We start from the raw sequence: 12,641 nt of genomic DNA, 5'->3' as shown, positions 1-12,641 counted from the left end.
GATGGGTTCTAACTTAGCACGTTACCGGTAACATGTTACCGGTAACAACAAGAATTGTGAAGTCTGCCACAGACTGAGCGCACTCATAGTCACCTGGGCAATCGAGTTTGAGCCCTGACCATAAATCTAAATAAATCATAAAGATATGGTCTGCCGACGGATCGGCAGGGTGTCGATACTGAACTTGGAACAAGGAATGCACAACAATGTCTGACCTCTCCCTGATCATGACGGCCGCCGGCTCCATCGTGCTGCTGCTCTTTCTGGTGATGAAGGCCCGCCTGCACGCGGTCGTCTCCCTCATCCTGGTCTCCATGGTGGCGGGGCTCGCCGCCGGCATGAACCCGGCCGACATCGCCGCCACCATCCAGAAAGGGATGGGCGGCACCCTCGGCTTCGTCGCCGTGGTAGTGGCACTGGGTGCCATGTTCGGCAAGGTGATGGAAGTCACCGGCGCCCTCGACCGGGTGGCCCACACCCTGCTCGGCAAGTTCGGCGTCAAGCGCGCCAACTGGGCCATGGCGCTGACCGGCTTCGTCTGCGCACTACCACTGTTCTTCGACGTGGCCGTGGTGCTGCTGATCGGCGTCGCCTTCGCCATCGTCCGCCGCGGTGGCGGCAGCGTGGTGAAGATCGGCATCGCCCTGCTGGCGGGCATCGCCACCTGCCAGGCCTTCCTGATCCCGGCACCGGGCCCCATCCTGGTGGCCTCCCAGCTGGGGGCCGACTTCGGCTACATGATCCTGTTCGGCCTGATCGCCGCCGTTCCTGCCCTGATCCTGGCCGGCCCGCTGTTTGGCGAGCTGATCAGCAAGGTGGTGGACGTGCCGCTGCCGGCCGACGCCCAGAGCAGCGCCCACGACGACGGCCAGAACCTGCCCTCCTTCGGGCTGGCCATGGGCCTCATCGGCCTGCCGCTGCTGCTGATCGGTCTCAAGACCATAGTCGGCCGCTTCGTCGAGGCCGGCACGCCCCTGCACGGCTGGCTGGAGTTCATCGGCCACCCCTTCACCGCCATCATGGTCGCCTGCCTGGCCGCCTTCTACCTGCTGGGGATCCGCCGCGGCATGTCCCGTGACGAGGTGATGAGCGTCTGCAACAGCGCCATCCAGCCGGCCGGCGTCATCATCCTGGTGACCGGTGCCGGTGGCGTGTTCAAGCAGGTGCTGGTGGATTCCGGCGTCGGCGCCGCCCTCGGCAACATGCTGGCGGACTCCGGCCTGCCCATCGTTGCGCTGGCCTTCATCCTGGCGGCCGCGGTGCGGGTCATTCAGGGTTCAGCCACCGTCGCCATGCTGACCGCCTGCGGCCTGGTGCTGCCGATGCTGGAGCCGCTCGGCCTCAGCGGTGCCCAGCTGGCGGCGGTCACCATCGCCATCGGCGGCGGGGCCATAGTGCTCTCCCACGTCAATGACTCCGGCTTCTGGCTGGCCAACCGCTACCTCGGTCTCACCGAGAAGCAGACCCTGCAAACCTGGACCGTAATGGAAACCATCATAGGTACCACGGGCGGCGTGATGGCCATGCTGATCTACAGCTTCCTCTGATCGCGACCATGCAGAAAAAGGCCTCCGATGTGAGGCCTTTTTCATCTTTATGACGATTCTTTCTTTGGCTAACAGGGCGAGATTGCTAGAATCGCCTATCCATCGCTCCGAGTGGAACGCTTAACGCAGTGATTTCAGGTTTCTCTATGCATTCATCGGCACATTATCGACAGCTGCTGGCGCGCCTGCCCCAGATCGCCGTCGCCGCAGACCAGTTTGAAGTGCTCAGCAGCGCCAAGGACTTCAAGAGCCGGATCCTTTCGCTCATCGCCAGCGCGACTCGCCGCATCTATCTGGTGGCGCTCTATCTGCAGGATGACGAGGCGGGACGGGAGATCCTCTCTGCCCTCTATGCCGCCAAACAGCGCAACCCGGCCCTCGACGTCAAGGTGTTCGTCGACTTCCACCGTGCCCAGCGCGGCCTGATCGGCAAGGGCAAGCAGGGTGGCAACCACCTGATGTATCAGGAGATGGCCGCTCGCCACGAGCACCAGATCGCCATCTACGGCGTGCCGGTGAAAGGGCGTGAACTGCTCGGAGTGCTGCACCTCAAGGGGTTCATCTTCGATGACACCCTGCTCTACTCCGGTGCCAGCCTCAACGACATCTACCTGCACCAGCAGGATCGCTACCGTTTCGACCGTTATCACCAGATCACCAGCCCGGAGCTGACCCGCAGCATGGTCAACTACGTGGATGACCTGTTCCTGCGCAGCGAAGCGGTACAGCGACTGGATCGCACCGACATCCCCAGCGCCAAGCAGCTGAAGGGACCGATCCGCCGCTTCAAGCACAACCTGCGCCTCGGTCAGTACCGCTTCGACACCATGCCGGTCAACAGCCAGGAGGTGGCCATCACCCCGATGAGCGGCCTGGGCAAGCGCGGCAACCAGCTCAACAAGATGATCCGCACCCTGGTACGGGCCACCGAGCGGGAGATCTTCATCTGCACCCCTTACTTCAACCCGCCCAAGGAGTTGAACAAGGATATCGAGGCCCTGCTCAAGCGCGGCTGCAAGGTGACGATCGTGGTGGGCGACAAGACAGCCAACGACTTCTTCATTCCGCCGGAGGAGAAATTCTCCACCATCGGCGGTCTGCCCTATCTGTACGAGACCAACCTGCGCAAGTTCGCCGAGCGCAACCAGCATCATATCGATGCCGGCCGTCTCAACCTGATGCTCTGGTGCTGCGAGCGCAACTCCTACCACCTCAAGGGGATCTTCGTGGATGACGAGTGGGCCCTGCTCACCGGCAACAACCTCAATCCTCGCGCCTGGGCGCTGGACCTGGAGAACGGCCTGCTGGTCTATGATCGCCGCCACCTGCTGCGGCCCCAGTTCAATGCCGAGCGCGAGAACATCCTGACCAACACCAAGCGCATCAGCCACTTCGATCAGATCGAGCAGATCCAGGACTACCCGGATCAGGTGCGCAAGCTGCTGGCCCGGATCCACAGGGTCAAGGCGCACATCCTGCTCAAGCGCATCATCTGACCGCGCATCGCGACCTCGGGTATCCTCACAAGGGCCTGCCGCATCTCGGCAGGCCCTTGTCATTGGGGGCTCCGCTCCCCACCAGCCGAGCCCCAACCGCGCGACGCGGCTTGCGTCGGGACGGCAATAAACCCTATCATCTGGACATATTTACAGTGTTTTCGGGCATCTAATTGATGAAATTGGATAAAATCTCCCTCGACAGCCTCAAGGGCGTCGGCAGCAAGATGCAGGAAAAGCTCGAGCGGCTGGGGCTGGCCACGGTGCAGGATCTGCTGTTCCACCTCCCCCTGCGCTACGAGGACCGCACCCAGGTGTGGCCCATCGGCGATCTGCCGCCCGGCCTGCACGGCGCCGTCGAGGGGGAGATCCAGGAGACTCAGCTGGTGATGGAGCGCCGCCGCATGCTGGTCTGCCGCATCAGCGACGGCACCGGCACCCTCACCCTGCGCTTCTTCAACTTTACCGCCGCCCAGAAGAACAGCCTGAGTCCGGGCCGGCTGATGCGCTGCTTCGGCGAAGTGCGCCCCGGCAAGTACGGGCTGGAGATGGCCCACCCCGAGTACAAGCTGCTCGGCGAGGAGCAGGCCGGCCAGACCGAAGAGGCGCTCACCCCCGTCTACCCGACCACCGAGGGGCTGCGCCAGCTCACCCTGCGCAGCCTCACCGATCAGGCACTGGCCCAGCTCGACCTCTATGGCGTGGAGGAGCTGCTGCCCGCCGGCCTCTATCCCCAGCAGATCGATCTGGCCGCGGCCCTGAAGCTGCTGCACCGTCCGCCCCCCTCGGTGGCGCTGGCCCTGCTCGAGAGCGGCCAGCACCCGGCCCAGCAGCGGCTGGTGCTGGAGGAACTGCTGGCCCACAACCTCTCGGTCTTGAAGGTGCGGGCCCAGGCACAGACCCAGCTCGCCCGCGCCCTCAAGCCGGCGCCAGCGCTGGTGGAACAGCTGCTCGGCGCCCTGCCGTTCACCCCCACCGGTGCCCAGAACCGGGTGGTGGCCGAGATAGGCAAGGATCTGCAGCAGAGCCACCCCATGATGCGGCTGGTGCAGGGGGACGTGGGCTCCGGCAAGACCCTGGTCGCGGCGCTGACCGCCCTGCAGGCCATCGGCAACGGCTGTCAGGTGGGACTGATGGCGCCGACCGAGCTGCTGGCCGAACAGCACGCCATCAACTTCGCCAAGTGGCTGGAACCGCTCGGCATCGGGGTGGGCTGGCTGGCGGGCAAGCAGAAGGGCAAGGCGCGGGAGGAGGCGCTGGCTGCCATCGCCGACGGCAGCGTCAAGATGGTGGTGGGCACCCATGCCATCTTCCAGGAGCAGGTGGTGTTCCAGCGCCTCGCCCTGGTGATCATCGATGAACAGCACAGATTCGGCGTGCATCAGCGCCTCGCCCTGCGGGAAAAAGGAGAGCGGGAAGGGGTTCATCCCCACCAGCTCATCATGACCGCCACCCCCATCCCCCGCACCCTGGCGATGACCGCCTATGCCGACCTCGACACCTCCATCATCGACGAGCTGCCACCGGGCCGTACCCCCATCACCACGGTGGCGCTGCCGGACAGCCGCCGCCAGGACGTGATCGAACGGGTCAGACTGGCCTGCGAGGAGGGCAAGCAGGCCTACTGGGTCTGCACCCTGATCGAGGAGTCGGAGGTACTGGAGTGCCAGGCCGCCGAGGACACCGCCGCAGAGCTGCAGAACTTGCTGCCCGGCCTGCACATCGGGCTGGTACACGGCCGGATGCGACCGGTCGAGAAACAGCGGGTGATGGAGGAGTTCAAGGCAGGCATACTGCAACTGCTGGTCGCCACCACCGTCATCGAGGTGGGGGTGGACGTGCCCAACGCCAGCCTGATGATCATCGAAAACCCGGAGCGACTGGGGCTGGCGCAGCTGCACCAGCTGCGCGGCCGGGTCGGGCGTGGCTCGGTGGCCTCCCACTGCGTGCTGCTCTATCATGCTCCCTTGTCAAAGACGGCCCAGAGCCGGCTCGGGGTGCTGCGGGAGACCAACGATGGCTTCCTCATCGCCCAGCGGGATCTGGAGCTGCGCGGCCCGGGCGAACTGCTCGGCACCCGCCAGACCGGCCTGGCCGATCTCAAGATCGCCGATCTGGTGCGGGATCAACCGCTCATCCCGCAGGTGCAGAAGATGGCGCGCTTCTTGATGGACCGCCACCCAGATCATGTCGAACCCTTGATACGTCGCTGGCTCGGTCTGCGGGATCACTATTCCAATGCCTGACCTGCGGGATCACGCTGCCAACGCCTGATCACTCAACCAATACAGGAGGAAAGCGCTTATGAATTCCTGGCTGCGCGGCCTGCTCTACACCCTTGCCTTCCTGTTGCTGTTTGTCTGGGTCGGCCTCGGCCTGTTCGACGCCGAGCGGGCCAAGGGGCCCATCGCCGGCTGGCTCAGCCAGCAGACTGGCGTACCCGTCACCATAGGCCGACTGGTGTTCAACCCGCTTCACCCCTACACCCTGCTGGCGGAGCAGGTGAGTTACGGCAACGCCGTGACCCTCGACAAGATCTATCTCGAGATAGAGAGCATCGACTGGCTGAACCGGGACGTGCGCATCGCCCATCTCGACCTCATTCGCCCGGCCATCAAGCTGCCGCTGCCCAATCAGCTGCCGAGCCTGCCGGTGCACTCCCTCACCATCACCGACAGCACCATCGACCGGCTCAGCCTGGAGAGCGACGGGCTGACCCTGCGCGGCCTCAACGCCACCCTGAGCGACTGGCAGCTGCTCAATCCGGTGCGCCCGCCCCAGGCCAACCTGACCCTCAACATCACTGAGCTGGCGACCCCGGCCTGGGCCCTCTCCCGCCTCAACCTGGCCGGTCGGCTGGAGGGGCAGGTGCTGAGCACCGACAAGCTGACCGCCAACCTGTTCGACGGTCTGCTCGAGACCGGCATGGTGCTCGACTGGCCCGCCCGCAGCCTGCGGCTGAACAACCTCAAGAGCCAGGGCATGCGCATCGAGTGGGGCATCCTCGCCAAAGCCGAATCCCCCCTACGCCAGGTCAGCCTGGATCTCGGCCAGATCCGGGATCTCAGCTTCAACGACATCGAGCAGGAGCTGGCCCTCAACAACCTCAGCGGCCAGCTGACCGCCTTCAACTGGCAGGCTGGCAACACGCCCAGCGGCTACTTCTCGGGGACCCTCGGTGATCTCGGCCGTGGCCTGTTCCAGCTGGAGGCCATTCAGGGCAAGGTCGCCTTCTCGCCCCAGCAGCTGGATGCGGAGCTGCAGGGCAAGGCCTATGAAGGGGAGTTCAACCTGGAACTTTCCTTCGATCCCCTGCAGCAGAAGCTGACCCTGAAGGACATGGCGCTGAGCGGCATGGACATCAGCCTGCCGGAAGGGTGGTGGCAGGATTGGCAGAGCTGGCGCCCGCAGCAGATCGACATCCGCAAGCTGGCCTTCGACAAGCTCAAGGTGCTCTCCTTCGACGATACCCTGCCCCTGTCGCTGACCGGCTGGCAGCTCTATCTGACCGATCTCAGCCTGCGCGGAAATCAGCCTGGGGCGCTGCTGGGCCGGGCCCGCCTCGAGAGCGCCTGGTTCGAACTGGTGTGGGACGGCCTCAGCGCCCGCAGCGGCGAGCTGGATGGCGAGCTGAGTGCCGGCTCCTGGCAGCTCAACAAGCTCACCAGCTCGCTGCCGGATGAGGGCAGCCTCAGCCTGAGCGGCCAGTGGGGACGCGAGCCGGGCCAGACCAGCCGGTTGCAGCTCAAGGGCGAGAAGCTGGATCTGGTGCAATGGGGCAAGATCCTCCACTCTCCCGTTTCCTTCGCCGGCAAGCTGGACCTGAGCGCCGATCTGCAGGCGCTGCACGGCGGCACCCCGGGCGCCTGGCGCAGCTCCCTGCAGGGGAATTTTGCCCTCGATGCCACCGAACCGTTCTGGGACAAGGTGAAGATAGATCCGCTGCTGGATCAGTGGTTCAAGCAGGCGGCGGCGCCGACCCTCACCCCGGCCGAGCTCTGGCAGGCGATGCAGGAGGGCGACACCCCCTTCTACCGCATCAAGCTGCAGGGCAAGGTGGCCCAGGGCCAGCTGAAGATCGAGCAGGCCGGCGCTTCCACCATCACCCATCTGCTGGGGCTGCAGGGCAGCGTCGATCTGGTCAATGAGCAGTGGCAGCTGGATCTGGGCGTTCTCAACGGCCAGCACTGCGCCGAGCTGCTCGGTCAGTGGCGCGGGCCGCTCGCCGAGCCGACCCTCAGCTGGGGCTTCCAGCAGAAGCCGAACGGCTGTGGTTGGGAGACCGGCGTGCGCTACCCGCCCCAGGGCAACGGCAGCCCGCTCTGGCGACCGGCGCCGAAGGCCCAGGCCGCACAGGCCGCCAACGGCTAGCCGACAGAAAGCAACAAGGCCTCGTGATGAGGCCTTGTTGCTTGATGGGATCCCGCGCGGGGCTACTGACCCGGCCGCTTGACCGGCTGCACCACGTAGTGACCGAGGAACTCGGCTGCCAGCTTGTCGCCGCTGAACAGTTTGATCTTGAGGCTGAACTTGGCGGACTCACCGGCCTTGAGCGGCTCGAGCACGGCAGGCATGCCTTCGCGGGCCACCCGCGCCTCCGGCTCCTCCTTGACCGGCCGGTAGTACTTGATATTGCCCTCCGCCAGCACCGTATCCCCCACCAGCCCCGCCTCCTTGAGTTGCAGCCAGATCAGGCCCCAGCCCGCCAGCACGCACTGGCTGTAGATGCTGCCGGCGAACATGGTGTCATGCACGTTGAGGTTGGCCGCCAGATTGGCCTTGAGGTGGAAGGTCTGACCGTCGTAGTGGGTGATGTGCACCCCCATCTTCTCGCTGATGGGAATGCCCTGCGACCAGCGGGTGGTGAGATCCTGGCACCACTCGGGGCGGTACTGGATGGTCTGCAGCGGGCTCAGAGACTTGATCATCTGGCGGTGCGGGATGCGGCCGAAGGAGACGGGGCCTTCCCCCACCTCGAGAAAGCCGCACTTGCGGTAGAACTCCACCGCCTCCTGGCGGGCATTCATCACCAGTCGCTTCACCTTCTCGCTGCAGGCCAGCTGTTCGAGATCCTGCACCATGCGGGCACCCAGCCCCTGGCCGCGAAATTCGGGGCGCAGCGCCATGAAGCGGATCTGCGCCTCGTCACCGCCGACAAACAGCCGCCCCACCGCGATGGGTGTGCCGTCGGGGGCCAGCATCAGCCGGTGAATGGCGACGGTGTCGTATTCGTCCCGCTCGGAACCGAGAGGCAGATTGAAGGGTTTACGCAGTAGTTCCCAGCGCAACTGGTAGTAGGCATCCAGTTCGGCGTCGGTTTGAGGAGTGACTACCCGGTACATAAAGCGATCCTTGAGTTGGCGCCGACGGACAGAGTGAAGGGCTTGCGCACCCATGCCTCCCAGCTCAATTGGTAATGGGCATCCAGCTCGGCTGCCGTCTGGGGGGTGACCACCCGGTACATAGTTCCATCCTTGAGTTACACTGGTCGAAAACCATCTTGCCGTGCAAATTCATGGACTTCAATCTGCAAGCGTACCAAGCCGACCACTTATTGCACCTCAGCGCCAAGCCCCAGCGCCGGCTCACCGTGCAGGAAAATGCCCATCACCGCTGGCTGGAGATCGACGGCGTGGTGCAGTCGGCCATGTCCCTGGCCGAGCCCGCCACCCTCTGCCTGCCGCACCAACAGGTGATCGCCTACCTGCTGCCCGAACAGGCCGCCAGCATCCTCGAACTGGGGCTGGGGGGCGGCGATCTCACTCGCCATCTGCGTCGACGCTGGCCCGATGCCCGCCACGAGTGCGTCGACCTCGATGAAGAGGTGATCACTCTCTATCAACTGTTCTTTCAGCCCGAACAAGGCAGCCAGCGTACACCGACCCTGCACCAGGCCGATGCCCTCGCCTTTCTGGAGCAGAGCGAGGCGCAGTACGACCTCATCCTGCTCGATCTGTTCAGCCAGGACGGCAATCCGCCGCTGCTGTTCCAGGAGCGCATCTATCAGGCACTGGCCCCCCGCCTCAACGGCGAGCTCATCATTAACCTGCTGCCGCGCACCCGCCTCGAGCTGACCCGGGTGCTGATGCTGCTGGAGCAGTGGGTCGGCCCCACCACCCCCTACCCTGTACCTGGGCTGCGCAACATACTGCTGCACACCAGCCCGCGCGATCTGCTGGCGTCAGACCTGTAGCCAGAAGGTAACCGGACCATCGTTGACCAGCGCCACCTTCATGTCGGCGGCGAAGCGGCCGGTTGCGGTCGGTATGCCGCTGGCGGTAGCCTGCGCCACGAAGTAGTCGTACAGCCGCTCGGCCTCGACCGGATGAGCGCCGCCGGAGAAGCTGGGTCTCATCCCCTTGTTGGTATCCGCAGCCAGGGTGAACTGGGAGACCACCAGCAGACTGCCACCGGCCTGGCTCACGTTGAGGTTCATCTTGCCATTCTCATCGGAGAAGATGCGGTAACCGCTCACCTTGTGCAGCAACTTGTCGGCCTTGGCCTCGTCATCCCCCTGCTCCACCCCGAGCAGCACCAGCAGACCCTGACCGATAGCCCCAGTCACCTCGCCCTCTACCGTTACGCTGGCCTCGCTGACCCGCTGAATCAGTGCAATCACATCCCTCTCCTCTCAAAACGAAACGACCGCCCCCATCTGCTGACGGGGGCGGTCGTCGATGCTAACAGCAAGGGGGCGGGTCAGGCCAACTCATCGGCACCCGGTCGCTCATATTCGCCGAGACAGGCGGTGGTCTCGGCACCCAGCAGCACCACCAGCCAGCTCAGGTAGACCCATACAAACAGGATGGGGATGGTCGCCAGCGCACCATAGATGGCCTGATAGGAGGGGAAGTTGGTGATATAGATGGCAAAACCACGCTTGGCCAGCTCGAACAGGGTGGCCGCCACCAGGGCGCCGATGAAGGCGTGCATCAGCCGCACCTTGCAGTTGGGCACCACGGTATAGACCAGCAGGAAAGTGAGCACAGAGAACAGGAATGGCAGGCCGCGCAGCAGCAGGTAACCGATGCCGAACAGGCTCTCGGCCCCGAACAGCCGCAGCGAGAAGATATAGGAGGAGATGGCGATACTGGCCCCGATAAGTACGGGGCCCAGGGTCAGGATCATCCAGTACATGGCGAAAGCCTGGGCCAGCGGCCGGCTCCGGGTCGAACGCCAGATGTAGTTGAGGTTCTTGTCGATGGCCGAGATCAGCATCAGCGCCACCACGATCAGGGCGCCGATGCCGACCGCCGTGGTGTTGGTGGCGTTGGCCACGAAGCCGTCGATGTACTCCTTGAGCATCTCGCCGGCGGTGGGCACGAAGTTGTGATAGACGAACTGCTCCATCGCCTGCTTCAGGCTCTGAAACACCGGAAAGGCCGACATCATGCCGAACACCACGGCGATCATGGGCACCAGGGAGAGCAGGGTGACATAGGCCAGATAGCCGGCGGTGACCGTCAGCCTGTCCTGCTGGAAACGGCCCCAGACGAACTGGGCGAAATGGCGCCCATCATGGCGCAAGAAAGAGAGGGCGTGACCGAGACGGCCACCGGATTTCAGCTGCATTGTGCTTCCCGATGTCTTCATCATGTCGACATTGTGTCAGATCCCGTCACCGTTTGACCACCCGCGAGCCGGCCGGATGCGACTCGTCCGGGCGCGACTGTGGCCCCTTCTGCGGGAAACGACCATAAAAAAAGAGGCCCGCAGGCCTCTTTTCATCGCTGATGCAGCGGATCAAGCACGACCGGCGCGCTTGCGGTCCAGCTCGGTCAGCAGCTTCTTGCGGATACGGATGCTCTTCGGAGTGACTTCAACCAGTTCGTCGTTGTCGATGAACTCCAGAGCCTGTTCCAGCGACATGCGGATCGGCGGAGTCAGCACCTGGGCTTCGTCGGTACCGGAGGCACGCATGTTGGTCAGCTGTTTGCCCTTCAGGCAGTTGACGGTCAGGTCGTTGGAACGGGAGTGAATACCGATCACCTGGCCTTCGTACACTTCGGTCGCGTGACCGATGAACAGACGACCACGGTCTTGCAGACCGAACAGGGCATAGGTCAGCGCCTTGCCGGTAGCGTTGGAGATCAGCACGCCGTTTTGACGCTCACCGATGCTGCCACCCTTGTGCGGACCGTAGTGGTCGAAGGTGTGGTACAGCAGACCGGTACCTGAGGTCAGGGTCATGAACTCGGTCTGGAAGCCGATCAGGCCACGGCTCGGGATCATGAAGTCGAGGCGAACACGGCCTTTGCCATCCGGAGTCATGTTGGTCATCTCGCCCTTACGCAGGCCGAGTTGCTCCATAACGGAACCCTGGTGTGCTTCTTCCACGTCCACGGTTACGGTTTCGAACGGTTCCTGCAGAACGCCGTCTACGGTGCGCAGGATAACTTCCGGACGGGATACCGCCAGCTCGTAGCCTTCGCGACGCATGTTTTCGATCAGGATGGAGAGGTGCAGTTCACCACGGCCGGAGACACGGAACTTGTCCGGATCGTCGGTCTCTTCCACACGCAGGGCCACGTTGTGGACCAGCTCCTGGTTCAGACGCTCCAGGATGTTGCGGGAGGTCACGAACTTGCCCTCTTTACCGGCGAACGGAGAGGTGTTGACCTGGAAGGTCATGTTCACGGTCGGTTCGTCAACGGAGAGCGGCGGCAGCGCTTCAACGGCACCGTTGTCGCAGATGGTGTCGGAGATCTTCAGCTCGCCCAGACCGGTGATGGCGATGATGTCGCCAGCTTGCGCATCGGCCACTTCGGTACGGGACAGACCCAGGTAGCCCAGTACCTGGCCAACTTTGCCGGTACGGGTCTTGCCATCGGCACCCACCACGGTCACCTGCTGGTTGGTCTTGACGCGACCACGGGTGATGCGGCCGATACCGATAACGCCCACGTAGGAGTTGTAGTCCAGCTGGGAGATCTGCATCTGGAAGGCACCGTCGGTGTCCGCGGCAGGCGCTTCCACGTTGTCGACGATGGCCTGGAACAGGGGTTCCATGTTCTCGGACTCGACGTCTTGATCCAGGGTGGCCCAACCGTTCAGTGCAGAGGCGTAAACAACCTTGAAGTCCAGTTGCTCATCGGTGGCGCCCAGGTTGTCGAACAGATCGAAGACCTGATCCATTACCCAGTCAGGACGAGCACCCGGACGGTCGATCTTGTTGATGACCACGATCGGCTTCAGACCCTGGGCGAACGCCTTCTGGGTCACGAAACGGGTCTGCGGCATCGGGCCGTCAACGGCGTCAACCAGCAGCAGTACGGAGTCAACCATGGAGAGCACACGCTCAACTTCACCACCGAAGTCGGCGTGACCCGGGGTATCCACGATGTTGATGCGGTAGTCGTTCCAGCGGATCGCAGTGTTCTTGGCGAGAATGGTGATGCCACGTTCCCGTTCCAGATCATTGGAGTCCATGATCCGTTCCTGACCTTCGCTGGTGCGATCCAGAGTGCCGGATTGCTGCAGCAGCTTGTCCACCAGCGTGGTTTTGCCGTGGTCAACGTGCGCAATAATCGCAATATTGCGTAAATTCTCTAACATTCTCGCCTCAAATCACCGGGTAAAATTGGGCGCTAATTGTACT

The 12,641-nt window shown here is 63.6% G+C and carries 9 protein-coding genes; 5 read left to right on the top strand and 4 right to left on the bottom strand.

The genetic code is table 11. The annotated features are described in order from the left end of the window. Nucleotides 1–206: 206 nt before the first annotated feature. The 4 genes from gntU (at nucleotide 207) to PG897_RS14265 (ending at nucleotide 7,414) form a co-directional block, all read left to right on the top strand. Entirely contained in the window at nucleotides 207–1,547 is a 1,341-nt protein-coding gene (gntU, locus tag PG897_RS14280) for a gluconate transporter (protein WP_019840070.1), read from the top strand. Nucleotides 1,548–1,693: 146 nt separating this feature from the next. Next, nucleotides 1,694–3,043, top strand: coding sequence for a CDP-diacylglycerol--serine O-phosphatidyltransferase (gene pssA, locus PG897_RS14275; RefSeq protein ID WP_026139269.1), 1,350 nt, complete (start codon nucleotides 1,694–1,696; stop codon nucleotides 3,041–3,043). Between the two features lie 176 nt (nucleotides 3,044–3,219). After that, nucleotides 3,220–5,289: an ATP-dependent DNA helicase RecG gene (gene recG / locus PG897_RS14270; protein ID WP_270829140.1), complete on the top strand. Its 2,070-nt coding sequence runs from the start codon at nucleotides 3,220–3,222 to the stop codon at nucleotides 5,287–5,289. A gap of 58 nt (nucleotides 5,290–5,347) precedes the next feature. Further along, the gene (locus PG897_RS14265) at nucleotides 5,348–7,414 is read left to right on the top strand and encodes an AsmA-like C-terminal region-containing protein (RefSeq protein WP_043171994.1); all 2,067 of its coding nucleotides are present in this window, start codon (nucleotides 5,348–5,350) and stop codon (nucleotides 7,412–7,414) included. Between the two features lie 62 nt (nucleotides 7,415–7,476). On the opposite strand, the gene PG897_RS14260 is transcribed toward PG897_RS14265, so the two are convergent. Then, the gene (locus PG897_RS14260; protein ID WP_005307835.1) at nucleotides 7,477–8,385 is read right to left on the bottom strand and encodes a bifunctional GNAT family N-acetyltransferase/hotdog fold thioesterase; all 909 of its coding nucleotides are present in this window, start codon (nucleotides 8,383–8,385) and stop codon (nucleotides 7,477–7,479) included. 173 nt (nucleotides 8,386–8,558) lie between these two features. On the opposite strand from PG897_RS14260, the gene PG897_RS14255 reads away from it, so the two are divergent. Beyond that, nucleotides 8,559–9,236 (top strand): spermidine synthase, encoded by a 678-nt coding sequence (locus tag PG897_RS14255; RefSeq protein ID WP_201882191.1) that lies wholly within the window; start codon nucleotides 8,559–8,561, stop codon nucleotides 9,234–9,236. Here PG897_RS14255 and dtd read toward each other — a convergent pair. The 3 genes from dtd to typA all read right to left on the bottom strand — a co-directional run bounded on the left by dtd (nucleotide 9,225) and on the right by typA (nucleotide 12,598). Beyond that, nucleotides 9,225–9,662 carry a D-aminoacyl-tRNA deacylase gene (dtd, locus tag PG897_RS14250; RefSeq protein WP_017788643.1) on the bottom strand — a complete coding sequence of 146 codons (438 nt, stop codon included), beginning with the start codon at nucleotides 9,660–9,662 and terminating at the stop codon, nucleotides 9,225–9,227. The genes PG897_RS14255 and dtd overlap by 12 nt on opposite strands. An 80-nt stretch (nucleotides 9,663–9,742) precedes the next feature. Then, nucleotides 9,743–10,615: a virulence factor BrkB family protein gene (locus PG897_RS14245; RefSeq protein WP_017766237.1), complete on the bottom strand. Its 873-nt coding sequence runs from the start codon at nucleotides 10,613–10,615 to the stop codon at nucleotides 9,743–9,745. A 171-nt stretch (nucleotides 10,616–10,786) separates the two neighbouring features. Beyond that, the gene (typA, locus tag PG897_RS14240) at nucleotides 10,787–12,598 is read right to left on the bottom strand and encodes a translational GTPase TypA (protein WP_005307808.1); all 1,812 of its coding nucleotides are present in this window, start codon (nucleotides 12,596–12,598) and stop codon (nucleotides 10,787–10,789) included. Nucleotides 12,599–12,641: the final 43 nt, after the last annotated feature.

This window comes from Aeromonas sp. QDB20, assembly GCF_027707805.1.
GTDB lineage: Bacteria > Pseudomonadota > Gammaproteobacteria > Enterobacterales > Aeromonadaceae > Aeromonas > Aeromonas dhakensis.
The sequence above is the reverse complement of the archived record's forward strand: the minus strand, read 5'-3'. Positions and strand labels throughout refer to the sequence as shown.

Excerpts from the sequence above, each read along its gene's own strand:
- gntU (WP_019840070.1), top strand. The coding sequence starts at position 207 with ATGTCTGACCTCTCCCTGATCATGACGGCCGCCGGCTCCATCGTGCTG.
- pssA (WP_026139269.1), top strand. The coding sequence starts at position 1,694 with ATGCATTCATCGGCACATTATCGACAGCTGCTGGCGCGCCTGCCCCAG.
- recG (WP_270829140.1), top strand. The coding sequence starts at position 3,220 with ATGAAATTGGATAAAATCTCCCTCGACAGCCTCAAGGGCGTCGGCAGC.
- PG897_RS14265 (WP_043171994.1), top strand. The coding sequence starts at position 5,348 with ATGAATTCCTGGCTGCGCGGCCTGCTCTACACCCTTGCCTTCCTGTTG.
- PG897_RS14260 (WP_005307835.1), bottom strand. The coding sequence starts at position 8,385 with ATGTACCGGGTAGTCACTCCTCAAACCGACGCCGAACTGGATGCCTAC.
- PG897_RS14255 (WP_201882191.1), top strand. The coding sequence starts at position 8,559 with ATGGACTTCAATCTGCAAGCGTACCAAGCCGACCACTTATTGCACCTC.
- PG897_RS14245 (WP_017766237.1), bottom strand. The coding sequence starts at position 10,615 with ATGCAGCTGAAATCCGGTGGCCGTCTCGGTCACGCCCTCTCTTTCTTG.
- typA (WP_005307808.1), bottom strand. The coding sequence starts at position 12,598 with ATGTTAGAGAATTTACGCAATATTGCGATTATTGCGCACGTTGACCAC.